Origin of the sequence: Pseudoroseicyclus sp. CXY001 (assembly GCF_041714655.1) — a bacterium.
GTDB lineage: Bacteria > Pseudomonadota > Alphaproteobacteria > Rhodobacterales > Rhodobacteraceae > Pseudoroseicyclus_A.
The window spans coordinates 124,585-147,379 of the sequence record NZ_CP168219.1 but is presented as its reverse complement, the minus strand read 5'-3'; the positions used below and the strand labels follow the sequence as shown (position 1 = coordinate 147,379).

Genomic DNA, 22,795 nt, shown 5'->3' with positions numbered 1-22,795 from the left:
CTGACAGGAGCTGTCAGGAACGAAAGAGGGCCCGCCGGTCTCCCGGCGGGCCCTCTCGATGTCAGTGCCGCTGGCGTCAGTCGCGGCTTTCCGGGGTATCGACGATGATCTGGTCGAACTCGTCGCCGCCGATCACGTCTTCCTCCGTCGGGGCCGCGAGGGCCGCCGCGGCTTCCGCAGCTTCACGCCGTTCCTCGATCACCTGGTGATCGCGGTCGGAGGCCACCTTGCGGACGCGGGAGGTGGCGCCACCGGTGCCCGCCGGGATCAGCCGGCCGACGATGACGTTCTCCTTCAGCCCGACGAGCTTGTCGCGCTTGCCCTGCACGGAGGCTTCCGTGAGCACCCGCGTCGTCTCCTGGAAGGAGGCGGCGGAGATGAAGCTGCGCGTCTGCAGGCTCGCCTTGGTGATGCCAAGCAGGATCGGCGCCCCTTCGGCCGGGCGGCCGCCCTTCGAGAGCGACTTGGCATTCGCCTCGTCGAACTCGCCCTTGTCGACATGCTCGCCCCTGAGAAGAACGGTATCGCCGCTTTCGGTGATCTCGATCTTCTGCAGCATCTGCCGGACGATGACCTCGATGTGCTTGTCGTTGATCTTCACGCCCTGCAGTCGATAGACGTCCTGCACTTCGTTGATCATGTAGTCGGCCAGAGCCTCCACACCCATGATGGCGAGGATGTCATGGGGGGCAGGGTTGCCGTCCATGATGTAGTCGCCCTTCTGCACGAAGTCGCCTTCCTGCACCGGGATGTGTTTGCCCTTCGGCACCATGTACTCGACGCGCTCGAAGCTGTCGTCCGCCGGCTCGATGGCGATGCGGCGCTTGTTCTTGTAGTCCTTGCCGAAGCGCACATAGCCGTCGATCTCGGCGATGATGGCGTGATCCTTCGGACGGCGGGCCTCGAAGAGTTCGGCCACACGCGGGAGACCCCCGGTGATGTCCTTCGTCTTCGCGCCTTCCCGCGGGATCCGCGCCACGACGTCGCCGGCCTTCACGTCCTGCCCGTCCTCGACGGAGAGGATCGCGTCCACCGACATCTGGTAGCTCACCGGGTTGCCCGAGTCGCCCCGGATCGGCTCGCCATCCTCGCCGACGATCAGGATCTCGGGCTTGAGATCGCTGCCCTTCGGCACCGAGCGCCAGTCGGAGACGATGCGCTGGGTCATGCCCGTCGCGTCGTCCGTGTCCTCGCGGACGGCGATGCCGGTCACGAGGTCGACGAAGCGGGCCTTGCCGCCCTTCTCGGCGATGATCGGCAGGGTATAGGGGTCCCATTCGATCAGCTTGTCGCCACGGGCGATCTCCTGCCCGTCCTTGACGATGAGCTTGGTGCCGTAGCCGATCTTGTGGGTCGCGCGCTCCTCGCCCTCGTCACCGACGATGGCCAGGACCATGTTGCGCCCCACGGCGATCTGGTCGCCCGCGTCGTTTTCCAGAAGCTGCGCATTCCGGAACTCGATCTTGCCGGGCTGGCTGGCTTCCAGGAAGGACTGCTGGCCACCCTGCGCGACGCCGCCGATGTGGAAGGTCCGCATCGTCAGCTGCGTGCCGGGCTCGCCGATGGACTGCGCGGCGATGATGCCGACAGCCTCGCCCTGGTTGACCATGGTGCCGCGCGCGAGGTCACGCCCGTAGCACATGGCGCATACGCCATCCTCCGACTCGCAGGTGAGCGGCGAGCGGATGCGCATCTTGGCGACGGCGGCAGTGTCGATCATGTCGGCCTTGCGCTCGTCGATCAGCTCGCCGGCCTTCACGATAACCTCGTCGCTGCCGGGGCGGAGGACGTCATCCGCCGCCACGCGGCCGAGCACGCGCTCGGCCAGCGACGAGACCACCTCGCCGTCGTTGATCGCCGCTTCCGCGGTGATCGCCTGGCCGGTGCCGCAATCATGCTCGCGCACGATGCAGTCCTGCGCCACGTCGACGAGACGGCGGGTCAGGTAGCCGGAGTTGGCCGTCTTCAGAGCCGTGTCCGACAGACCTTTCCGGGCGCCGTGGGTGGAGTTGAAGTACTCCAGCACCGTCAGGCCTTCCTTGAAGTTCGAGATGATCGGCGTCTCGATGATCTCGCCGGAGGGCTTGGCCATCAGGCCGCGCATCCCGCCGAGCTGCTTCATCTGCGTCACCGAGCCCCGGGCACCGGAGTGAGCCATCATGTAGACGGAGTTGGGCTCCATCTCGCGGCCGTCCTCGTCCTTCCGGGTGGCCGAGATCGTCGCCATCATCGCGGCGGTGACCTTGTCGTTGCACTTCGACCAGGCGTCGACGACCTTGTTGTACTTCTCACCCTGGGTGATCAGGCCGTCCATGTACTGCTGTTCGAAGTCCTTGACCTGCTCGCGGGTCTCTTCGACCAGCTCCCACTTCGCTTCGGGCACGACCATGTCGTCCTTGCCGAAGGAGATGCCGGCCTTGAAGGCCTCCTTGAAGCCCATCGACATGATCTGGTCGCAGAAGATGACCGATTCCTTCTGGCCGCAGTAGCGGTAGACGGTGTCGATGACCTGCTGCACCTCCTTCTTGCGGAGGAGGCGGTTGACCAGTTCGAACGGCGCCTTGGCGTTGAGCGGCAGGAGCCCGCCGAGCCGCAGGCGGCCCGGGGTGGTCTCGACGCGCTGCATCACCTCGTTGCCGGTCTCGTCGATCTGCTTGATCCGCGCGGTGATCTTGGCGTGCAGGTGCACGGCGCCGGAGGCGAGCGCGTGCTCGACCTCCTCGACGGAGCCGAAGGACATGCCTTCGCCGACCATGTTTTCACGCTGGATCGTCACGTAGTAGAGCCCGAGCACCATGTCCTGCGAGGGCACGATGATCGGCGCGCCGTTGGCGGGCGACAGCACGTTGTTGGTCGACATCATCAGGACGCGCGCCTCGAGCTGGGCTTCCAGCGAGAGGGGCACGTGCACGGCCATCTGGTCGCCGTCGAAGTCGGCGTTGAAGGCCGAGCAGACCAGCGGGTGAAGCTGGATGGCCTTGCCCTCGATCAGGATCGGCTCGAACGCCTGGATGCCGAGGCGGTGCAGCGTCGGCGCCCGGTTCAGCATGACCGGGTGCTCGCGGATCACCTCGTCGAGGATGTCCCAGACTTCCGGGCGCTCTTTCTCGACCAGCTTCTTCGCCTGCTTGACGGTGGAGCTGAGGCCCTTCGCTTCCAGCCGCGAGTAGATGAACGGCTTGAAGAGCTCGAGCGCCATCTTCTTCGGCAGGCCGCACTGGTGCAGCTTCAGCTCGGGGCCCGTCACGATGACCGAGCGGCCCGAGAAGTCGACCCGCTTGCCGAGGAGGTTCTGGCGGAACCGCCCCTGCTTGCCCTTGAGCATGTCGGACAGCGACTTAAGCGGGCGCTTGTTGGCGCCCGTGATGACGCGGCCGCGGCGGCCGTTGTCGAAGAGCGCGTCGACCGATTCCTGCAGCATCCGCTTCTCGTTGCGGACGATGATGTCCGGCGCGCGCAGCTCGATCAGCCGCTTGAGGCGGTTGTTCCGGTTGATGACGCGGCGGTACAGGTCGTTGAGGTCGGAGGTCGCGAAGCGGCCGCCGTCGAGCGGCACCAGCGGGCGCAGCTCCGGCGGGATGACCGGGATCACGGTCATGATCATCCACTCCGGGCGGTTGCCGGATTCGATGAAGCTCTCGACGATCTTCAGACGCTTGATGATCTTCTTCGGCTTCAGCTCGCCGGTGGCCTCCTTGAGGTCGGCACGAAGCTGCTCGGCCTCGGCCTCGAGGTCGATCTGGGAGAGCATCTCGCGGATCGCCTCGGCGCCGATGTTCGCCGTGAAGGCGTCCATCCCGTAGGCGTCCTGGGCGTCGAGGAACTCCTCTTCCGTCAGGAGCTGGCCGTAGGTCAGGTCCGTCAGGCCGGGCTCGATGACGACGTAGTTCTCGAAATAGAGGATCCGCTCGAGGTCACGGAGCGTCATGTCGAGCATGAGCCCGATCCGGCTCGGCAGCGACTTGAGGAACCAGATATGCGCGACCGGGGCGGCGAGCTCGATATGGCCCATCCGCTCGCGGCGCACCTTCTGGAGCGTCACTTCCACACCGCATTTCTCGCAGACGACGCCGCGATACTTCATGCGCTTGTACTTGCCGCAGAGGCACTCGTAATCCTTGATCGGCCCGAAGATCCGGGCGCAGAACAGGCCGTCGCGCTCGGGCTTGAAGGTCCGGTAGTTGATCGTCTCGGGCTTCTTGATCTCGCCGAAGGACCACGACAGGATCCGCTCGGGGCTCGCCAGCGACACCCGGATCTCGTCGAACATCTTGGCCGGGGCCAGGGGATTGAACGGGTTGTTGGTCAGTTCCTGGTTCATTGCGCCGTCTCCTCGAAACCGGCGGCCGCAGAGGCAGGCCCGGTTCCTTGCAAAGTCGAAATGTAGCCCAGCGTCGCCGGGTCGATGGCATCGTATTTGCGGCTCCAGGTCACGCTTTCGCGCAGGACCTTGGCGGGGTTGCCCGCAAGAGCCGTATTGGCGGGCGCGGCGCCGGCGAAGACCGACCCCGCACCGATGATGGAGCCGCTGCCGACCGAGGCGCGCCCGATCAGCATGGAGGTTTTGCCGAGCCAGACATGGTCGCCGACCGTGACGCCCGAGGGCCGGTCGTCGAGCCGGGGCGTGTCGCCCGACAGATCGACAAGCCCGTGGTGCTGGGCCGCGTCGATCTCGACATCGCTCGACAGCATGCAGTCGCGCCCGAGCCGCACATGGCCGTGCCGGCAGGTCACCGCCGCCCGCTCCGTCGTGGTGTCGTCGCCGAACACCACTTCGGAATCGTGCAGGAGGTTGCACGTCAGGTGCATCTTCCGCGAGGCGCCGACGGCCAGACGGCCGCCCTGGCCGACGACGTTGATCGTCACCGCCCCGGATTCCACCGGGCCGATGCCGATCATCAGATCGTCGGGCACGCTCCTGCGGGCGCGGATGGTCACCGGCACCTCGGCGGAGGGCTGAAAGCCCCCCCAGAGGATCAGATGCGCCCCCGGCCCGAAGCTGCCCTTGAGCGTCAGCCCCGGCAGCTTGGCCCCGTCGAGCGCCACCACGCGGGCCCCGGAGGGCTCGGCAATGGTCACGCTGTCCGGCAGCCAGGCGCGGAAGGCCTCCAGCACCGCGTCAGGCTCGCGGCGAGCCTTGGCGCGGCCGGTGAGCAGCGCCATTACTCCTCCTCCTCCGCGTCCAGAAGCTCCATGTTGAGCCCGAGACCCCGGACTTCCTTGACCAGCACGTTGAACGATTCCGGCACGCCGGCCTCGAAGTTGTCCTCGCCCTTGACGATGCTCTCGTAGACCTTCGTCCGGCCGGCCACGTCGTCGGACTTGACCGTCAGCATCTCCTGCAGCGTGTAGGCGGCGCCGTAGGCTTCGAGCGCCCAGACCTCCATCTCGCCGAAGCGCTGACCGCCGAACTGCGCCTTGCCGCCCAGCGGCTGCTGGGTGACCAGCGAGTAGGGGCCGGTCGAGCGGGCGTGGATCTTGTCGTCCACCAGGTGGTGCAGCTTGAGGAGGTACTTCACGCCGACCGTCACACGGCGGCTGAAGGGCTCGCCGGTCCGGCCGTCGAACAGACGGGACTGGCCCGACTGGTCGAAACCGGCGCGGCGGAGCGCGTCGTCCACATCGCCTTCCTTGGCGCCGTCGAAGACCGGCGTCGCGATCGGCACGCCGCCCGTGACGTTGCCGGCCGCCTCGACCAGGATCCCCTCTTCCATGCCCTCGATGCCCTCGTCGTAGACATCGTCGCCATAGGCGATGCGCATGGCCTCGCGGACCGGCGTCAGGTCACCGGAGCGCCGGTATTCCTGCAGCGCCTCGTCGATCTTGATGCCGAGGCCGCGGGCGGCCCAGCCGGTGTGCGTCTCCAGGATCTGGCCGACGTTCATCCGGCTCGGCACGCCGAGCGGGTTGAGGCAGAAGTCCACCGGGGTGCCGTCCTCGAGGAACGGCATGTCCTCCATCGGCACGACGCGCGAGATGACGCCCTTGTTGCCGTGACGGCCGGCCATCTTGTCGCCCGGCTGCAGCTTGCGCTTCACGGCCACGAAGACCTTGACCATCTTCATGACGCCCGGAGGCAGATCGTCGCCACGGCGGACCTTCTCGACCTTGTCCTCGAAGCGGGCATCGAGCGTGCGCTTCTGCGCCTCGTATTGCTCGTTGAGCGCCTCGACGATCTTGGCATCGTCCTCGTCGGCGAGGGCGAGCTGCCACCACTGGCCGCGGGAGAGGTCGGAGAGGACCTCTTCCGTGATCTGGCTGTTCGCCTTGAAGCCCTTCGGGCCCTTCACGGCCTGCTTGCCGAGGATCATCTCCTTCAGACGCGCGTAGATGTTGCGGTCGAGGATGGCGAGCTCGTCGTCCCGGTCACGTGCCAGGCGCTCGACCTCTTCACGCTCGATCTGCAGCGCGCGCTCGTCCTTGTCGACGCCGTGCCGGTTGAACACCCGCACCTCGACAATGGTGCCGAAGTCGCCCGGCGGCAGCCGGAGCGAGGTGTCGCGAACGTCGGAGGCCTTCTCGCCGAAGATGGCGCGGAGCAGCTTTTCCTCCGGCGTCATCGGGCTTTCGCCCTTGGGAGTGATCTTGCCCACGAGGATGTCGCCCGGCCCCACTTCGGCGCCGATATAGACGATCCCGGCTTCGTCGAGGTTGCGCAGGGCTTCCTCGCCGACGTTCGGGATGTCGCGGGTGATCTCTTCCGGCCCGAGCTTGGTGTCACGGGCGGCGACCTCGAACTCCTCGATATGGATCGAGGTGAACACGTCGTCGCGCACGATGCGCTCGGAGATCAGGATCGAGTCCTCGTAGTTGTAGCCGTTCCACGGCATGAAGGCGACGACGACGTTCTTGCCGAGCGCGAGCTCGCCCATGTCCGTCGACGGGCCGTCGGCGATGACCTCGCCCTTCGAGACCACGTCACCCACCTTCACCAGCGGCCGCTGGTTGATGCAGGTGTTCTGGTTCGAGCGCTGGAACTTGCGCATCCGGTAGATGTCGACGCCGGGGTCGCCGACCTCGAGATCTTCCGTGGCGCGCACGACGATGCGCATCGCGTCCACCTGGTCGATGATGCCGCCGCGGCGCGCCATGATGGCGGCGCCGGAATCGCGGGCGACGACGCCCTCCATGCCGGTGCCGACGAGCGGCGCTTCGGCCTGCAGGAGCGGCACGGCCTGCTTCTGCATGTTGGAGCCCATGAGCGCCCGGTTGGCGTCGTCATTCTCGAGGAACGGAATGAGCGAGGCCGCGACCGAGACGAGCTGCTTCGGGCTCACGTCGATCAGGTCGACATTCTCCGACGGGGCCAGCGTGTATTCGCCGGCCTGCCGGGTGTTCACCAGGTCGTTCACGAAGCGGCCGTTCTCGTCGAGATTGGCGTTCGCCTGCGCGACAATGTGGCGCTGCTCTTCCGTGGCCGACATGTAGCGGACCTCATCGGTCACCTGCCCGTCCTTCACATGACGGTAGGGGGTCTCGATGAAGCCGTACTTGTTGACCCGCGCGAAGGTCGCGAGGTTGTTGATGAGGCCGATGTTGGGGCCTTCCGGCGTCTCGATCGGGCACATCCGGCCGTAGTGCGTCGGGTGCACGTCGCGCACCTCGAAGCCGGCACGCTCGCGGGTCAGGCCGCCCGGGCCAAGCGCCGAGAGGCGGCGCTTGTGGGAGACTTCCGAAAGCGGGTTCGTCTGGTCCATGAACTGCGAGAGCTGCGAGGAGCCGAAGAACTCCCGCACCGCGGCCGCGGCGGGCTTCGCGTTGATGAGGTCCTGCGGCATGACCGTGTCGATCTCGACGGAGGACATGCGCTCCTTGATCGCGCGCTCCATGCGGAGAAGCCCGACGCGATACTGGTTCTCCATCAGCTCGCCGACGGAGCGGACGCGGCGGTTGCCGAGGTGGTCGATGTCATCGACCTCGCCCTTGCCGTCGCGCAGGTCCACCAGCGCCTTGATGCAGGAGACGATGTCTTCCTTGCGCAGCGTGCGCTGCGTGTCCTCGGCATCGAGGTCGAGGCGCATGTTCATCTTCACCCGGCCGACGGCCGAGAGGTCGTAGCGCTCGCTGTCGAAGAACAGCGTGTCGAACAGCGCCGAGGCGGCATCGACGGTCGGCGGCTCGCCGGGGCGCATGACGCGGTAGATGTCGAGGAGAGCCGTCTCCCGCGACATGTTCTTGTCCGTCGCCATGGTGTTGCGCATGTACGGGCCGACATTGATGTTGTCGATGTCGAGCACCGGGATGTCGGTGAAGCCCTCATCCAGCAGTTCCTTGACGGAGCCGCCGATGATCTCGCCGTCCTTGTCCATCTCGAGCGTCAGCTCGTCGCCGGCCTCGACATAGATCGCGCCGGTCTCTTCGTTGATGATGTCCTTGGCGACATACTTGCCGACGATGTTGCGGAAGGGGACCATCAGCGAGGTCACCTGGGCGTCGTCGATCAGCTTCTTCACCTTGCGCGGCGTTACCTTCTCGCCGGACTTGGCGATCACCTCGCCGGTGTCGGCATCCACGAGGTCGAAGGTCGGGCGCGTGCCGCGCACGCGCTCGGGGAAGAACTTCGTCTTCCAGCCGTTGGCCTTCTTGTCGAAATGGTAATCGACCGTGTTGTAATAGGCATCCATGATGCCTTCCTGGTCGAGGCCCAGCGCATAGAGCAGCGTCGTCACCGGCAGCTTCCGGCGGCGGTCGATGCGCGCGTAGACGAGGTCCTTGGCGTCGAATTCGAAGTCGAGCCACGAGCCGCGATAGGGGATGATCCGGCAGGCGAAGAGCAGCTTGCCCGACGAGTGGGTCTTGCCCTTGTCGTGGTCGAAGAACACGCCCGGGGAGCGGTGCATCTGGCTGACGATGACCCGCTCGGTGCCGTTGACGATGAACGTGCCGTTCGGCGTCATGAGCGGCATGTCGCCCATGAACACGTCCTGCTCCTTGATGCCCTTCACGGACTTGGCGCCGGTGTCTTCGTCGACATCGAACACGATGAGCCGCAGCGTGACCTTCAGCGGGGCGCTGTAGGTCATGTCACGCTGCATGCACTCCTCGACGTCGTACTTCGGCTTTTCCAGCTCGTAGGAGACGAATTCGAGAACGGCGGTCTCGTTGAAATCCTTGATCGGGAAGACCGACTGGAAGACGCCCTGCAGGCCTTCGCCGTCGGTGGGCTCGGGCGCCTCACCCGAGCGGAGGAACAGGTCGTAGGAGGCTTTCTGCACCTCGATGAGGTTCGGCAGCTCCAGCACTTCGCGGATCTTGCCGTAGTATTTCCGAAGTCGTTTCTGGCCGAGGAAGGATTGCGCCATGAGCGATATCGCCTTTCACATCTCTTGCCGAGGGCCTGCCGCGCCGGGGCTCGCGCGGCTGGCGCCCCTTCGAGAACGGGAGGGAGGTCTATTCCTGGCGCCCGGGCCCAACCGGCGCCGCCCGACCTCTAGAACCTACCCGGAAGGAGGGCCGATGGGCCCCCCGTCAAGACAGGTTCGGCTGGGCCCGCTTTTGGCGCGCCCAGCCTCTGTTTCGTGCGGTGCGCCAGCGGCGCACCTACTGGCCTCAGGCCAGCTCGACCTTGGCGCCAGCCGCTTCCAGCTTCGCCTTGATCTCTTCGGCTTCCGCTTTCGGGGCGCCTTCCTTGACCTTGCCGCCGGCCTCGACGAGGTCCTTGGCTTCTTTCAGGCCGAGGCCGGTGATGCCGCGGACTTCCTTGATCACGTTGATCTTCTGGGCGCCGGCTTCTTTCAGCACGACGTCGAATTCGGTCTTCTCTTCTTCGGCAGCGCCACCGGCGTCGCCGGCCGGGCCGGCCATCATGACCGCGCCGCCGGCGGCGGGCTCGATGCCGTACTCGTCCTTGAAGATTTGCTTGAGTTCCTGGGCCTCGAGAAGCGTGAGGTTCACGATCTCTTCGGCGAGTTTTTTCAGATCAGCCATTTGTGCTTTCCGTTTTCAATATGTGTCCAACGCCCCGTTTCTTCAACGGGTGCCGGCATGAGGGGCTCAGGCCGCCTTCTCCTCGATGGTCGAGAGGATGGAGGCGATGTTCGAAGCAGGTGCGCCGATGACCCCGGCGATGTTCGACGCGGGCGCGCCGATGATGCCCACGATGGAAGCGATGAGCTCCTCGCGGCTCGGCATCTTGGCAACCGCCTTGACGCCTTCGGGGTCGAGAGCCGTGTCTCCCATCGCGCCGCCGAGAATGACGAGCTTGTCATTCCCCTTGGCGTATTCGTCGATCACCTTGGCGGCCGCCACGGGATCTTCGGAATAGGAGAGCACGGTCATGCCCGTCAGAAGGTCGCCGATGCTTTCGCAGGGCTGCCCCTTCAGGGCGATCTTGGCGAGCCTGTTCTTCGCGACACGCACGGACCCGCCCGCATCACGCATTTTCGCGCGCAGGTCCTGCATCTGAGCAACCGTCATGCCTTCGTAGTGGGCAACCACCACGACGCCAGAGCTTTCGAAGATCTGGCCGAGTTCCTCGACCACTTTCTCTTTCTGGGCTCTATCCACAGTCTACTCCAGTCATGGGGGTCTCCCCCCGGCTCAGTCTACCCGGGAACCCGGGCACTTAAGGTCCGCGCACGGGGCTGAGCCAAACGCTGGAAGCCATGGAGAGCCACCAGTTCATCTGGTCTGATCCCGTCTCAGGCAGGAGTTACGCTTAGGGCGGCCCACCGTCTCGGACGAAAAGCAATAGAGCGCGTGACGAATCGCGCGCTCCAATGCAGAGGGCGGTCTACGCCCTTCGGCGGGGATTTCCAACCCCCTAACATCGGGAGCGACAAGGGTGGGCGAGGCGGGCGGCCTGTAAAGGAGACTTGACAGTTCGGCGCGATGCACCGATGTAAAGGGAGCTTTACAACCACAGGAGCCTTCAGATGTCTTCCGAGTCATCCGACCTTCGCTACATCCTCACCCAGTTCGGCCTTGCCGGGCTGGTCGTTGTCAGCAGCCTCGGCCTTGCCGCCGTGGACGACAGCGCCACGCCGCTCCTGCGCGCCGTCGGCGCCCTGGTGCCCATCGGTGCCATGGTCGGCATGGGGCTGGCCTTCGTCGCCTGGTATCGCCGCGCCGATGAATTCGTCCGAGACCGCCAGCTCAGAAGCGTGATCGCCGGCCTCTGCGCCGTGCTGCTCGTCGCCACCGCCTGGGGGTTCTGGGAGGCCTTCGCCGATTTCCCGGATCTCCGCCTTCTCTGGCTCAACCCGCTCTTCTGGCTGGTCTATGGTCTGGCCGCCACGATCCATAACCTCAAAGACAACCGGGGGAGCCGGTGAACAACCGCCTGAAGGAGATGCGCAGCGCCCGGGGCATGAGCCAGGGCGCGCTGGCCGAGGCGCTGGGCGTCTCGCGCCAGTCGGTCAATGCCATCGAGACGGGGCGATACGACCCCTCGCTCCCGCTCGCCTTTCGCCTCGCCGCCCTCTTCCAATGCCGGATCGAGGACCTATTTCAGCCCGAATGACGGGATCGCCCGCCCTTGCCCTCGCCGGGGCGATGCGTTTGGCTCCCGCCCGACCCCTTCCCGAAAGGCATTCCAAGATGAGCGACAGCTATACACCCCCCAAGGTCTGGACCTGGGACAAGGAAAACGGCGGCGCCTTCGCCTCCACCAACCGGCCCATCGCCGGGCCGACGCATGACGCCGAGCTGCCGCGCGGCGAGCACCCGTTCCAGCTCTACTCGCTGGCCACGCCCAACGGCATGAAGGTCGGCATCATGTTCGAGGAGCTGCTCGCCGCCGGCCATGACGCCGAATACGATGCCTGGCTCATCAACATCGGCAAGGGCGACCAGTTCGGCTCGGGCTTCGTCGGCGCGAACCCGAACTCCAAGATCCCGGCGCTGATGGATTATTCGGGCGCTAACCCGATCCGTGTCTTCGAATCCGGCGCCATCCTCATGCATCTCGCCGAGAAGTTCGACGCCTTCCAGGGGCCGGCCTCGAACCGCGCCGAGATGCTCTCCTGGCTGATGTGGCAGATGGGCTCGGCGCCCTTCCTCGGCGGCGGCTTCGGGCATTTCTTCGCCTATGCGCCGGAGAAGCTCGAATATCCGATCAACCGCTACGCCATGGAGGCGAAGCGGCAGATGGATGTGCTCGACCGCGCCCTTGCAGAGCGCGAGTACATCTCGGGCAGCGAGTACACGATCGCCGACATGGCCATTTGGCCCTGGTACGGCAATCTGGCGCTGAACCGCAGCTATCCCAATGCCGGCGAGTTCCTGCAGACCGCGGACTACAAGAACGTCGTCCGTTGGGCCGAGGCCATCGACGCGCGGCCGGCGGTCAAGCGCGGCAAGATCGTCAACCGCGGCCAGGGTGAGCCGGCGGTGCCGGAGCGGCATTCGGCGGCCGATTTCGACGGTCTCGACCTCGGCTGAGTGCGATGGGCTACACGCTGGGGCGGCTCATCGACCATATCGACCTGCGCGTCAGCGATCTGCCGGCGGCGCGGCGCTTCTACCGCGCCGTCTTCACGGCCCTGGGGTTCGGGGAAGAGATCGAGGAGGGCGAGGATTTCCTCGTCCTCGACGAGCTCTATATCTCGGGCGCCGGGGCGCGGCCCCCCTCCGGCCCGGTGCATCTGTGCTTTCAGGCGGCGAGCCGCGAGGCCGTCGCCGCCTTCCACGCCGCCGGTCTGGCGGCGGGCGGGCGGGACCATGGCGCCCCCGGCCTGCGCGACGAGTACCACCCCGGCTACTACGCCGCCTTCCTGCTCGACCCCGATGGCAACAACATCGAGGCGAAGCTCGACGAGCGAGTGACGGGGCGGAGCGCCCCGCAGGTCGACGTGGCGACCTAACCGATCAGCGGCTTTGCGTTCTTTGCGTGCCGGGCGACCATCTTCTTCATGACCCGTCCCTGCGGGATCAGCCGCGCCGGCATCGTCGCCGGGCGAGTGGGGAACAGCGCGTCGATCTCGGCCACCGCCTCCGGCCCGAGCGCCTTCAGCGCCTCCTTGCCGGTCAGCAGCGATTCGGTCGGCGCGCCCTCGGCGAGCAGCACCTCATGCCCTTCGCAGAGCAGATGCAGATAGGTCACCTCGCGGGCGCTTTCGTCACGGACGACGCCCGGCAGGCCGAGGAGCTTGATCGCCGGCAGCAGCACCTCGGCCCGGCCGGTCATCCGCTCGGCGATGCGCGAGCGCAGCATCATGCGGTGCTGGGGCGAGACGACGAGGTCCCGCTCCGGCAGGCCGCGGCCGAGCGCCCCGGCCATGATGCGGATCGGCACCATGGCCCCCTCGGCGGCGACCGTCGCGGCGCCGATCCAGTGAACGGAGCGCAGCTCGCCATCGGCGGTGAGCAAGAGCTCGCCCGGGCGCAGCGTCTCGATGGCGCGGGAGCCGAAGGGCGTCATGATCCGGGTGCCCTCGGTGAAGCAGGGCACGAAATTCGCATCCTCGAAGCAGCCCGACATCGTGCCGTAGCCCCCCTCGCAGACCCCGTCGAGATGCAGCGACCGGATCGGCCCGGCCTCCAGCGCGGCGGTGTCGGGGCTCTCGGGCTCTTCGGGCGCCAAATAGAGATTGCCGTCGGTGTCCTGGAAGACATTGGCGGTGATCTGCGCCTCTGTGCCGTCGGCATAGGTGATCGTGGCGTTGTAGATCGCCAGCGAATCGAAGACCTGCGGCGCGCCGCCGTCGAGATGGAAGGTCGGCGGATCTGTGTAGGTCTCGACCGTCAGGTCGTGGATATTGCCGGAGAGCGCATCGCCCTCTCCGCCATAGGTCTGACCGACGATGAGGCCGGCCGCTTCGGCATCGGTGTCACCCTCGAAGGGGTCGATGTCGGGCCCCGCGCCGAGGGCAATCACTTTGAGCTGAAATGTCACGGTTTGTCCCCGCTGGAATCAAGTCGTGACAATTTAAGCAAAATCTTTGCGGCCTGTTTTGGGCCCGAATGTGAAAGCGGCCGCCCCGTTTCCGGAGCGGCCGCCTCATTTTCTCTGGCCTGAGATCGGCTCAGTTGCCGGTGGCGGAGGCCACGTCGACCGAGACGCCGGCGCCCATGGTGGACGAGAGCGAGACCTTCTTCATGTAGGTGCCCTTCGCCCCGGCCGGCTTGGCGCGGGAGACGGCATCGACGAAGGCGCGGATGTTCTCTTCGAGCTTGGCTGCATCGAAGGAGGCCTTGCCGACACCGGCATGGACCACACCGGCCTTCTCGGCCTTGAACTGGACCTGGCCGCCCTTGGCCGCCTGCACGGCCTCGGCGACATCCATCGTCACCGTGCCGACCTTGGGGTTCGGCATCAGGTTGCGCGGGCCGAGGACCTTCCCGAGACGGCCGACGATCGGCATCATGTCGGGCGTGGCGATGCAGCGGTCGAAGTCGATCGTGCCGCCCTGGACGGTCTCCATCAGGTCTTCGGCGCCGACGATGTCGGCCCCGGCGGCCTTGGCCTCGTCGGCCTTCTCGCCACGGGCGAAGACGGCGACGCGGACGGTCCGGCCCGTGCCGTTCGGCAGGTTGACCGTGCCGCGGACCATCTGGTCGGCGTGGCGCGGATCGACGCCGAGGTTCAGCGAGATCTCGATGGTCTCGTCGAACTTGGCGGTGGCATTGGCCTTGATGAGCGCCACGGCGTCGGAGACCGAGAGGTTCTCCTTGCCGGCGACGGCTTCACGCGTGGCGCGGGTGCGTTTTCCGAGCTTGGCCATGGTTTACCCCTTCACCTCGATGCCCATCGATTTGGCGGAGCCGAGCACAGTCTGCATGGCGCCTTCGACGGAGGTGGCGTTCAGGTCCTTCATCTTCGCTTCGGCGATTTCCTTCACCTGGGCGAGCGTGACGGTGGCGACGGTTTCCTTGCCGGGCGTGGTCGCGCCCTTCGGGCGGTTCCGCTTGCCGACCGGCTTCAGGCCGGCGGCCTTCTTGAGGAGGAACGACGCCGGCGGCGACTTCGTCTCGATCGTGAAGGACTTGTCCTGGTAGTAGGTGATCACGGTCGGGATCGGGGCGCCGGGCTCGAAATCCGCGGTCTTCGCATTGAAGGCCTTGCAGAATTCCATGATGTTGATGCCGCGCTGACCGAGCGCGGGGCCGACCGGCGGGGAGGGGTTGGCTTGCCCCGCCTTCACTTGCAGCTTGAGCTGCCCCATGACTTTCTTGGCCATGAGAGTCTCCTTTCTCAACTCCCCGCAGGCGCGCCCTTGGGGATCGGTTGGCGTGGTCCGGTCCGGCGCTCGCGAGCGCCTCGCCTCCCACGTTTGGTGCCCCCGGAAGGGGACAGAGGCGGCGGTTACACCGCCTGCCCCCCGAATGCAAGGGATTGCCCTTGTCACGCCGGGCTCTGCGCCCTCAGATGCCGCCATGACAAAGGGTTACATCATCTTCACCACGCCGCGGAGCGGCTCGACGCTCCTCTGCCGACTTCTCGGCGCCACCGGCGTGGCCGGGGCGCCCAACTCGCATTTCCATGTGCCGACGCTGGAGGGCTGGCTCGAGGATTACGATCTGGCCCAGGCGGACTACGCGGGAGAGCTGGAGGCCAGCCGCGCCGTGGTCGCCGCCGCGCTCGCCCGTGGCCGGGGGGAGACGGAGGTCTTCGGCATGCGCGTCCAGCGCGAGAGCTTCCCCTTCTTCCTGCGGCAGATGCATCTGCTCGCCCCCGGGGCGGAGGGCGACATGGCGGCGATCGAGGCCGTCCTCGGCGATCTCGTGCCGGTCTACCTCCGGCGGGGGGCGAAGCTCGATCAGGCGATCTCGTACATCCGCGCCGAGCAGACGGGGCTCTGGCATCAGGCGCCGGACGGCAGCGAGGTCGAGCGGCTCTCGCCACCCCGCCCACCGGTCTATGACGGCGCCGCCATCGCCGCCCGGCTCCGCCAGGCGCTGGCCGAGGAGGCGGATTGGGAGGCGTGGTTCGCCGAGGCCGGGGTGGAGCCCCTCCGCCTGACCTACGAATCCCTCGCGGCGGATCCGGAGACGGAGGTCGCCCGCATCCTCGCCGCGCTCGGCCAGCCGGTGGCGGCGGCCTCTGGGCTGGAACCGGGCGTCGCCAAGATCGCCGACGCGCTCAACCGGGACTGGGCCGCGCGGTTCAAGGCGGAGGAGCCGGACTTGGCGGCGGCGGGGGTGGCGGGCTGAAGCCCGCCCTACAGCCTCTCCCCTTGGCCCGACGCTTGTGCGGGACCCCCGCCCGGTGCGCGCCGCAGGCGCAGGGCGAGCGCCGGCCCGTCCCGCGGGTCGGCGCTCTGGTTGGGCTGGGCGTGAGCTCGGAGCGGGGAGGTGTGTGGCACCATAAACCGCGAAGCGGCACCGGCAGGAGCGCCAACCCCCGGGCCGGCGCTCGCCCTGCGCGGCAAGGTCAGTCGTGGCGGCGAAGGAAGGTGGGTTACAAACCCACCCTACGGGTGCGGAGACCGGTCGCGTCAGGCGTAGGGTGGGTTTTCAACCCACCGCCCGGGGTCACCCCTGCTTCGACACCTGCGTGAACTCGAGCTCCACCGGCGTCGCGCGGCCGAAGATCGAGACGGTGACCTTGAGACGCTGGTTGTCCTCGTCGACCTCTTCGACGGTGCCGTCGAAATCCTCGAACGGGCCGTCGGCGACCTTCACCTTCTCGCCGATCTCGAAGCGGATCAGCGTGCGCGGCGCCTCCTGCCCCTCTTCGACGCGGCCGAGGATCTGCTGGACCTCGGCGTCCCGCATCGGCATCGGCCGGCCCTGCGGGCCGAGGAAGCCGGTCACCCGGTTGATCGAGGTGATGAGGTGATAGCCCTCGTCGGACATCTCCATATGCACGAGCACATAGCCCGGCATGAAGCGCCGCTCCGTCGTGACCTTCTTGCCGCGGCGGACCTCGATGACCTCCTCGGTGGGCACCAGGACCTCGTCGATCTGCTCTTCGATCCCCTGTTCGGCCACCTTGGCGCGAATCTGCTCGGCGATCTTCTTCTCGAAGTTCGAGAGCACGCTCACCGAATACCAGCGCTTCGCCATCTGTCGTCCTGCCCTTCGGCTGTCTTGTCCACGAATGCCCCGGCAACGCCCGGGGCCAAAGAAAATCGGCGCGGGGCTCTTATCGCCGCGCGCCAATCGTCGGGCCTCATACCGCCCGCCTGCAGCGATTTCAACCCTCGGGCAAGGCCCGGAGGGTCCGAGGGGCCGTCAGCCGCCGAAATAGCTCAGGATGCCGGTCAGCCCCAGCCGGATGAGGATGTCGACGATCGAGAAGAACGCCGCCGCGAAGCCGGCCAGCAGCACCACCATCAGCGTCGTCAGCAGCACCTCGCGGCGCGTCGGCCAGACGATCTTGCCGATCTCGGCGCGTGTCTGCTGGATGAACTGGGCGGGGTTGGTGCGGGCCATCGGCGTCTCCCTTGCGGCAGCCGGCAGGTAACGGGTCGATGTGCGCTTTTCAAGGCCGCCCCGTGGCCGTCGGCGGAAAGGCGCGGCCCGGGTGTTGTGCCCGGGCCGCGCCCCTGTCTCCGCTTGTCCTCAGATCAGCCGCCAGGTCTGGTAGACGGCAAGGCAGAGGATCAGCACGCCCACGGTCAGCATGAGCTGCCGCGCCGGGATGATCTTGACGACATAGCCGGCGAGCGGCGCGGCGAGGACGCCGCCGACGATCAGCCCGCCCGCGGCCGCGAGGTGCCCGGTGATGCCGCCGGCCTCCCAATTGCCGGTGAGCAGCGCGGTGAGGAAGGCGGCCGAGACGGCCACGGTCAGGAAGAACTCCGCCGTGTTCACGGTGCCGATCGTCGTGCGCGGCGCGGCGCCGGAGCCGATGAGCGCCGTGGTGACCGAAGGCCCCCAGCCGCCGCCTCCGACGGCGTCGATGAAGCCGCCGGCCCCGCCGAGCGGCGCCAGCGCCCGGGCTGTCGGCTCGCGCAGCGTCACCGGCCCGGCCAGGCCGCGCGCCACGATCCAGACGCCGGCGACGGCGAGGTAGAGCGCGATGAATGGCTTGAGCACGTCGCCGTCGAAGCTGGTCAGCACATAGGTGCCGAGCACCCCGCCGATGACCCCGGCGGGCGCGAGGGCCGCGAACATCTTCCAGTTCACGTTGCGGTTCCAGATATGCGAGCCGGCGGAGGCGCCGGTGGTGAAGACCTCGGCGAAATGCGTGGTCGCCGAGGCGACGGCCGGCGCCACCCCGAAGGACAGAAGGACGGAGGAGGCGACGACGCCGTAAGCCATGCCGAGCGCGCCGTCGACGAGCTGGGCGAGGAAGCCGACGAGTGAGAAGAGCAGGAAGCTGTTTTCCATTTGGGTCTCCAGTGACCGCCAGTTACCCTAATTACATACCTGATAGGTAGGTAATTCGGTCAAGCGAAATCTGAGCGACCCCGGCGCGCCGGTGGGGCCCTGCTCAGGCGCCGGGCAGAGTGGCGAAGGAGACGGCCTTGCCGCCCGCCGCTTCGGCGAGCGACATGCCCTCGAGGAGCAGCGAGGTCGTGTGCCGCACCGCCTCGAGAATCGGGCGGATCTCGCAGGTCTCGACATTGCGGCAATCCGGGCAGCGGCCCGGCGCGCTCTGCGAGACGCAAGGCGCGAGCGCCAGCGGCCCGTCGACGCCGCGCAGGATCTCGGCGAAGGAGATCTCGGCCGCCGGCCGCGCGAGCCGGTAGCCGCCCGAGGGGCCGCGCCGGCCGCGCACGATGCCGCGCCGCTTCAGATCGGCGAGGATCTGTTCGAGATACTTGGGCGGGATGCCCTCCGCCGCCGCGATGGCCGCCGCCGTCACCGCGCGTTCCTCCGCCCCGGCCACCGCCTCGGCCCGCGCCAGATGGATGGCGGCATGCAGCGCATAGCGGGCTTTTTGCGAAAGCATCGGGGCGTCCCTGGCTGGCGGATTGGGCGAGCTTGTCGCCCGGGGGCGCCGGGCGCAACCGCAATGAGCCGGTGATCTGGAGGAATGGCAGGGGCAGCAGGGCTCGAACCCGCGACCTACGGTTTTGGAGACCGTCGCTCTACCAACTGAGCTATACCCCTAGGGCCGAGCGGCTGCTTAAGACGAAGCGGGACGCGAGGCAAGGCCCCGATGCCCGGGGGGGCCCTTGGCGCGGGCTCTCTGCGGCGCGATCCCCTGGGCCGGGTCTTCGGGTCCGGTCTCCGAGGTCAGGCTATCTGGCCCGGTCACCTTCACTCGGTTTCCGGCGCGCGGCCCTCCCGGCGCGATCCACCCTGACGGGTCTCCCAGGCCAGCGCCCTAGGCCCGGTCTCCTGTCCCAAGTCGCTTGGACGCCGGGCCCCGGTCCGACCCTCACGGCCTCCACCCCCCGACGCGTCCCTTGTCACCCAGGCGCCCGCGCGGCAGGGTGCCCGCCATGTCTTCGCCCGCCCCCTCCCTTCGCAAACGCCTCCGCAATGCCCGCTGGCTCCGCCGCGGCCTCGCCGTCTTCATCTCCGGCTGGACAGACCTGTCTGTCCGCACCACGCGATGGGAGCGGGAGGGGACGGAGGCGCTGGAGGAGGCGGTGAAGGCCGGGCCGGTGATCGTCGTCACCTGGCATTCGCGGCTGGCCTTCTGCGGCTATTGCTGGCCGATGCCGGCGCCGATCTCGACCCTGAACGAGGGCACGGCGGTCGGCCGGATGATGGCGGAGGTGATGGAGCGGCAGGGCTTCCTGCCGATGGTCATGCCGCCCAAAGCCTCCACCCTCGCGCAGATGCGGGTGGTGCTGAAGCGGCTGCGCGATGAGCGCATCTCCATCGGCATCGCCGCCGACGGCCCCGCCGGCCCGGCGCGGGAGCTGAAGCCCGTGCCCATCGACTGGGCGCGCATCGCCGGCGTGCCGGTCTGGGCGATGGCGGTCAGCCAGCGCCCCTCCTGGCGACTGAAAAGCTGGGACAGAACGCTCTTTCCCCGCCCCTTCGCCAGGGGCGCCATGGTCGTCGCCCCCTGGGAGGCGCCGCCCCTGCCCCGCCAGCCCGGCGAGGCAGAGCGGGCGGCGGCGACAGCGAGCCTGACGGCGCTGCTCAACAAGGTGACCGACCGGGCCGACGCGATGCTCGGCCTGCCGCCACAGCCCTGATCACTGCCCCGGACCGACCTTCCGGATCCCCTTCATCTGGCTCCAAATACCTCGGGGGGGTCGCCATTGGTGGCGCCATTGGTTCAAGCCCCAAGGGCGACGGGGCTGGCCCCCCGGCCTCTCCACCCCGCGCAGGCGCCCTCAAGCCGGGCCCGGCCAGACCAGCGCCACCCCCATCAGCACCATGCCCGTCCAGCCGACCATGAAGACCATGGAGCGCCAGACCGGCACCGCCGCCATGTACATCGGCATGTAGGGGATGCGGACGAGCACGAAGACCGCCGCGCCGAAGGTCGCGAGCGGCATGTTTGCCCCCTCCACCACCAGCGCGAGGATGCCGAGGCCCATGAACACCGGGTAGTTCTCGCGGAAGTTCCGCGCTGCCCGCTCGGCCCGGCCGTGGACGGCGTTCTTCAACGGCTCCTCGTCGCGGGAGGCGAGGAAGCGGCCGATGGAGATATGCGAGATGAGCATGAGGGCGGGGACGTAGCAGCTCAGCAGGTAGAGGGCCGAGCCGAGGAGGAGCCAGAGAAGCATGGGAAAATCCTTTCCGTTGACGCTCCTCCCGAGCTAGGCTCCTCAGGGTATCGGCTCAATTCCCTTGGAGGGTATCATTCAGGTCGGCCCGGCGCTCCAGAACCTCCGTCAGGATCTCGGCCTGTCGCAGCTGGCGCTCGCCGGGCGGATCGGCACCACGCAGCGGCATGTCTCCTTCGTCGAGACCGGGCGGAGCCGGGCGACGCGGGACTTCCTCATCCGGCTCTGCACCGAGCTGGCGCTGTCGCTGCCGCAGCGGGCGATGCTCTTCTCGGCGGCGGGGCTGCCCAACCCCTTCCGGCACGAGGGCTTCGGCGCGGCGGAGATGGAGGCGCTGCTCGACCGGCTCGAGCGGCGGGTGCTCCGCCACTGGCCCTTCCCCGGCTTCGTCCTCGATGCCGAATGGCAGGTGCTCCGGCGGAACGGGCCGGGCGCGGCGCTTCTGGCCTCGCTCGGGGATGCCGGCCCCCACCCCTCGCTCTTCGAGATCTTCCTCTCCGAGGCCTTCCGCGCCCGGGTGCGGAACTGGCAGGACGTGAGCCTCGTCTTCTACTTTCGCATGCAGGCCGCGGCGGCGGAGAGCGAGCGGATCGCGGCGCGCTTCGCCCGGGCGCGGGCGGAGGGGCTCTTCGACCACGTCCCCGCCAGGCTCGCCGGCACCGCGCCGCCCGCTTTCGTGCCGGCGGTGCTGGAGGGGCCGGGCGGGGTGCTGCTGTCGATGTCATCGCTGGTCGGGCGGCTCGCCTCGATCCATGACGCGGCCATCGCGGGGCTGGAGGTCGAGCTTCTCTCGCCGGTCGATGACGAGACGGAGGCCTGCCTGCTGGGCCATGCTCCGGGGGCCCATGCGCCAGATGGCGGACCCGAAAATCCTTCTGCAGAAGGATTTTCCGCCCCCCGCCGATGATCCGCCCAAAGCAAACGGGCCGCCCCGAAGGACGGCCCCCTGCAATCTGGTGGAGGCCCCAAATTCTTCCGAAGAAGAATTTGGGGCGCTACCCCTTAGGCGACGATCTTGGAGACGACGCCGGAGCCGACGGTGCGGCCGCCTTCACGGATGGCGAAGCGCAGGCCTTCTTCCATGGCGATCGGGTAGATCAGCTCGGCTTCCAGCTTCAGGTTGTCGCCCGGCATCACCATCTCGGTGCCCGAGGGCAGCGTCACGGTGCCGGTCACATCCGTCGTGCGGAAGTAGAACTGCGGACGGTAGTTCGCGAAGAACGGCGTGTGGCGGCCGCCCTCTTCCTTGGTCAGGATGTAGACCTCGGCCTCGAACTTCGTGTGCGGCTTCACCGAGCCCGGCTTGCAGAGCACCTGGCCCCGCTCGACGCCGTCCCGCTCGATGCCGCGCAGCAGCGCGCCGATGTTGTCGCCGGCCTCGCCGCGATCGAGCAGCTTGCGGAACATCTCGACGCCCGTGCAGGTCGTCTTCTTGGTGTCCTTGATGCCCACGATCTCGAGCTCGTCGCCGACGTTGACGACACCGCGCTCGACGCGGCCGGTCACGACCGTGCCGCGGCCGGAGATCGAGAACACGTCCTCGATCGGCATCAGGAACGGCTGGTCGACGGCGCGCTCCGGCGTCGGGATGAACTCATCCACGGCCGCCATCAGCTCCTTGATCTTCTCTTCGCCGATCTCCGGGTCGCGGCCTTCGAGGGCAGCGAGCGCCGAGCCGGCGATGATCGGAATGTCGTCGCCGGGGAACTCGTAGGAGGAGAGCAGCTCGCGCACTTCCATCTCGACGAGCTCGAGCAGCTCGGCGTCATCGACCTGGTCGACCTTGTTGAGGAACACCACGAGCGCCGGCACGCCGACCTGGCGGGCAAGCAGGATGTGCTCGCGCGTCTGCGGCATCGGGCCGTCGGCGGCGTTCACCACGAGGATGCCGCCGTCCATCTGCGCGGCGCCGGTGATCATGTTCTTCACATAGTCGGCGTGGCCGGGGCAGTCGACGTGGGCGTAGTGGCGCGCCTCGGTCTCGTACTCGACGTGCGCGGTCGAGATCGTGATGCCGCGCGCCTTCTCTTCCGGCGCCGCGTCGATCTGGTCATAGGCCTGGAAGTCGCCGAAATACTTCGTGATCGCCGCCGTCAGCGTCGTCTTGCCGTGGTCCACGTGACCGATCGTCCCGATGTTCACGTGCGGCTTGTTGCGTTCAAACTTGGCCTTGGACATGTGCCCGCGCTCCGCTGGTTGTGGCGCCCCGCCGGGGGGCTCCCATGGTCAATATCGCGGGCCATGTATTGAGTCGGAGGGCAGAAATCAAGCCG

General features: G+C 67.5%; 21 protein-coding genes and 1 tRNA gene. 7 read left to right on the top strand and 15 right to left on the bottom strand.

Features of this window, described 5'->3' with window-relative positions:
* Positions 1–76: 76 nt before the first annotated feature.
* The 5 genes from rpoC to rplJ form a co-directional block, all read right to left on the bottom strand.
* A complete protein-coding gene (gene rpoC / locus ACAZ03_RS00735) occupies positions 77–4,321 on the bottom strand; it encodes a DNA-directed RNA polymerase subunit beta' (protein ID WP_373355420.1) in 4,245 nt (1,414 codons plus the stop codon).
* Positions 4,318–5,163, bottom strand: coding sequence for a hypothetical protein (locus tag ACAZ03_RS00730; protein WP_373355419.1), 846 nt, complete (start codon positions 5,161–5,163; stop codon positions 4,318–4,320). The genes rpoC and ACAZ03_RS00730 overlap by 4 nt, the downstream gene beginning before the upstream one ends.
* Positions 5,163–9,302 carry a DNA-directed RNA polymerase subunit beta gene (gene rpoB / locus ACAZ03_RS00725; RefSeq protein WP_373355418.1) on the bottom strand — a complete coding sequence of 1,380 codons (4,140 nt, stop codon included), beginning with the start codon at positions 9,300–9,302 and terminating at the stop codon, positions 5,163–5,165. The genes ACAZ03_RS00730 and rpoB overlap by 1 nt, the downstream gene beginning before the upstream one ends.
* A 247-nt stretch (positions 9,303–9,549) precedes the next feature.
* On the bottom strand, positions 9,550–9,927 hold the full coding sequence (gene rplL / locus ACAZ03_RS00720) for a 50S ribosomal protein L7/L12 (protein ID WP_373355417.1): 378 nt from the start codon (positions 9,925–9,927) through the stop codon (positions 9,550–9,552).
* A 66-nt stretch (positions 9,928–9,993) separates the two neighbouring features.
* Positions 9,994–10,506 (bottom strand): 50S ribosomal protein L10, encoded by a 513-nt coding sequence (gene rplJ, locus ACAZ03_RS00715; RefSeq protein ID WP_373355416.1) that lies wholly within the window; start codon positions 10,504–10,506, stop codon positions 9,994–9,996.
* 368 nt (positions 10,507–10,874) lie between these two features.
* On the opposite strand from rplJ, the gene ACAZ03_RS00710 reads away from it, so the two are divergent.
* The 4 genes from ACAZ03_RS00710 to ACAZ03_RS00695 all read left to right on the top strand — a co-directional run bounded on the left by ACAZ03_RS00710 (position 10,875) and on the right by ACAZ03_RS00695 (position 12,803).
* Complete coding sequence (locus ACAZ03_RS00710) at positions 10,875–11,273, top strand: hypothetical protein (protein ID WP_373355415.1); 399 nt, start codon at positions 10,875–10,877, stop codon at positions 11,271–11,273.
* Positions 11,270–11,461, top strand: coding sequence for a helix-turn-helix transcriptional regulator (locus ACAZ03_RS00705; protein ID WP_373355414.1), 192 nt, complete (start codon positions 11,270–11,272; stop codon positions 11,459–11,461). The genes ACAZ03_RS00710 and ACAZ03_RS00705 overlap by 4 nt, the downstream gene beginning before the upstream one ends.
* A 77-nt stretch (positions 11,462–11,538) precedes the next feature.
* Positions 11,539–12,381 (top strand): glutathione-dependent disulfide-bond oxidoreductase, encoded by an 843-nt coding sequence (gene yghU, locus ACAZ03_RS00700; protein WP_373355413.1) that lies wholly within the window; start codon positions 11,539–11,541, stop codon positions 12,379–12,381.
* Positions 12,382–12,386: 5 nt separating this feature from the next.
* Positions 12,387–12,803 (top strand): VOC family protein, encoded by a 417-nt coding sequence (locus ACAZ03_RS00695; protein ID WP_373355412.1) that lies wholly within the window; start codon positions 12,387–12,389, stop codon positions 12,801–12,803.
* Here ACAZ03_RS00695 and ACAZ03_RS00690 read toward each other — a convergent pair.
* The 3 genes from ACAZ03_RS00690 to rplK form a co-directional block, all read right to left on the bottom strand.
* Positions 12,800–13,834, bottom strand: coding sequence for a Hint domain-containing protein (locus tag ACAZ03_RS00690; RefSeq protein WP_373355411.1), 1,035 nt, complete (start codon positions 13,832–13,834; stop codon positions 12,800–12,802). The genes ACAZ03_RS00695 and ACAZ03_RS00690 overlap by 4 nt on opposite strands.
* A gap of 130 nt (positions 13,835–13,964) precedes the next feature.
* Positions 13,965–14,663 (bottom strand): 50S ribosomal protein L1, encoded by a 699-nt coding sequence (gene rplA, locus ACAZ03_RS00685; protein WP_373355410.1) that lies wholly within the window; start codon positions 14,661–14,663, stop codon positions 13,965–13,967.
* A gap of 3 nt (positions 14,664–14,666) precedes the next feature.
* On the bottom strand, positions 14,667–15,119 hold the full coding sequence (gene rplK, locus ACAZ03_RS00680) for a 50S ribosomal protein L11 (protein ID WP_373355409.1): 453 nt from the start codon (positions 15,117–15,119) through the stop codon (positions 14,667–14,669).
* A gap of 196 nt (positions 15,120–15,315) precedes the next feature.
* Between rplK and ACAZ03_RS00675 the strand changes: the two genes are divergently transcribed.
* Entirely contained in the window at positions 15,316–16,092 is a 777-nt protein-coding gene (locus ACAZ03_RS00675) for a Stf0 family sulfotransferase (protein ID WP_373355408.1), read from the top strand.
* 321 nt (positions 16,093–16,413) lie between these two features.
* Here the strand turns inward: ACAZ03_RS00675 and nusG are convergent, their stop codons facing one another.
* From nusG to ACAZ03_RS00650, 5 genes are all read right to left on the bottom strand, one after another.
* On the bottom strand, positions 16,414–16,947 hold the full coding sequence (gene nusG, locus ACAZ03_RS00670; protein ID WP_373355407.1) for a transcription termination/antitermination protein NusG: 534 nt from the start codon (positions 16,945–16,947) through the stop codon (positions 16,414–16,416).
* Between the two features lie 168 nt (positions 16,948–17,115).
* Positions 17,116–17,316 carry a preprotein translocase subunit SecE gene (gene secE, locus ACAZ03_RS00665; protein WP_373355406.1) on the bottom strand — a complete coding sequence of 67 codons (201 nt, stop codon included), beginning with the start codon at positions 17,314–17,316 and terminating at the stop codon, positions 17,116–17,118.
* Between the two features lie 129 nt (positions 17,317–17,445).
* Positions 17,446–18,216 carry a sulfite exporter TauE/SafE family protein gene (locus ACAZ03_RS00660; protein ID WP_373355405.1) on the bottom strand — a complete coding sequence of 257 codons (771 nt, stop codon included), beginning with the start codon at positions 18,214–18,216 and terminating at the stop codon, positions 17,446–17,448.
* Between the two features lie 103 nt (positions 18,217–18,319).
* Positions 18,320–18,781: an Rrf2 family transcriptional regulator gene (locus ACAZ03_RS00655; RefSeq protein WP_373355404.1), complete on the bottom strand. Its 462-nt coding sequence runs from the start codon at positions 18,779–18,781 to the stop codon at positions 18,320–18,322.
* Between the two features lie 85 nt (positions 18,782–18,866).
* Positions 18,867–18,942 (bottom strand) — tRNA-Trp (locus ACAZ03_RS00650).
* Between the two features lie 335 nt (positions 18,943–19,277).
* Here ACAZ03_RS00650 and ACAZ03_RS00645 point away from each other — a divergent pair.
* Positions 19,278–19,985, top strand: coding sequence for a lysophospholipid acyltransferase family protein (locus ACAZ03_RS00645; protein WP_373355403.1), 708 nt, complete (start codon positions 19,278–19,280; stop codon positions 19,983–19,985).
* A gap of 141 nt (positions 19,986–20,126) precedes the next feature.
* Here the strand turns inward: ACAZ03_RS00645 and ACAZ03_RS00640 are convergent, their stop codons facing one another.
* On the bottom strand, positions 20,127–20,522 hold the full coding sequence (locus ACAZ03_RS00640) for an MAPEG family protein (RefSeq protein ID WP_373355402.1): 396 nt from the start codon (positions 20,520–20,522) through the stop codon (positions 20,127–20,129).
* 64 nt (positions 20,523–20,586) lie between these two features.
* Between ACAZ03_RS00640 and ACAZ03_RS00635 the strand changes: the two genes are divergently transcribed.
* Positions 20,587–21,429, top strand: a complete 843-nt coding sequence (locus tag ACAZ03_RS00635) for a helix-turn-helix domain-containing protein (RefSeq protein ID WP_373355401.1) — start codon at positions 20,587–20,589, stop codon at positions 21,427–21,429.
* Positions 21,430–21,524: 95 nt separating this feature from the next.
* Here the strand turns inward: ACAZ03_RS00635 and tuf are convergent, their stop codons facing one another.
* Entirely contained in the window at positions 21,525–22,700 is a 1,176-nt protein-coding gene (gene tuf, locus ACAZ03_RS00630; RefSeq protein WP_373355400.1) for an elongation factor Tu, read from the bottom strand.
* Positions 22,701–22,795 lie beyond the last annotated feature (95 nt).

Excerpts from the sequence above, each read along its gene's own strand:
- ACAZ03_RS00675 (WP_373355408.1), top strand. The coding sequence starts at position 15,316 with ATGACAAAGGGTTACATCATCTTCACCACGCCGCGGAGCGGCTCGACG.
- tuf (WP_373355400.1), bottom strand. The coding sequence starts at position 22,700 with ATGTCCAAGGCCAAGTTTGAACGCAACAAGCCGCACGTGAACATCGGG.
- rplL (WP_373355417.1), bottom strand. The coding sequence starts at position 9,927 with ATGGCTGATCTGAAAAAACTCGCCGAAGAGATCGTGAACCTCACGCTT.
- ACAZ03_RS00730 (WP_373355419.1), bottom strand. The coding sequence starts at position 5,163 with ATGGCGCTGCTCACCGGCCGCGCCAAGGCTCGCCGCGAGCCTGACGCG.
- ACAZ03_RS00645 (WP_373355403.1), top strand. The coding sequence starts at position 19,278 with ATGTCTTCGCCCGCCCCCTCCCTTCGCAAACGCCTCCGCAATGCCCGC.
- rpoB (WP_373355418.1), bottom strand. The coding sequence starts at position 9,302 with ATGGCGCAATCCTTCCTCGGCCAGAAACGACTTCGGAAATACTACGGC.
- ACAZ03_RS00660 (WP_373355405.1), bottom strand. The coding sequence starts at position 18,216 with ATGGAAAACAGCTTCCTGCTCTTCTCACTCGTCGGCTTCCTCGCCCAG.
- nusG (WP_373355407.1), bottom strand. The coding sequence starts at position 16,947 with ATGGCGAAGCGCTGGTATTCGGTGAGCGTGCTCTCGAACTTCGAGAAG.
- yghU (WP_373355413.1), top strand. The coding sequence starts at position 11,539 with ATGAGCGACAGCTATACACCCCCCAAGGTCTGGACCTGGGACAAGGAA.
- ACAZ03_RS00710 (WP_373355415.1), top strand. The coding sequence starts at position 10,875 with ATGTCTTCCGAGTCATCCGACCTTCGCTACATCCTCACCCAGTTCGGC.
- rpoC (WP_373355420.1), bottom strand. The coding sequence starts at position 4,321 with ATGAACCAGGAACTGACCAACAACCCGTTCAATCCCCTGGCCCCGGCC.
- ACAZ03_RS00640 (WP_373355402.1), bottom strand. The coding sequence starts at position 20,522 with ATGCTTCTCTGGCTCCTCCTCGGCTCGGCCCTCTACCTGCTGAGCTGC.
- secE (WP_373355406.1), bottom strand. The coding sequence starts at position 17,316 with ATGGCCCGCACCAACCCCGCCCAGTTCATCCAGCAGACACGCGCCGAG.
- rplA (WP_373355410.1), bottom strand. The coding sequence starts at position 14,663 with ATGGCCAAGCTCGGAAAACGCACCCGCGCCACGCGTGAAGCCGTCGCC.
- ACAZ03_RS00655 (WP_373355404.1), bottom strand. The coding sequence starts at position 18,781 with ATGCTTTCGCAAAAAGCCCGCTATGCGCTGCATGCCGCCATCCATCTG.
- rplK (WP_373355409.1), bottom strand. The coding sequence starts at position 15,119 with ATGGCCAAGAAAGTCATGGGGCAGCTCAAGCTGCAAGTGAAGGCGGGG.
- ACAZ03_RS00695 (WP_373355412.1), top strand. The coding sequence starts at position 12,387 with ATGGGCTACACGCTGGGGCGGCTCATCGACCATATCGACCTGCGCGTC.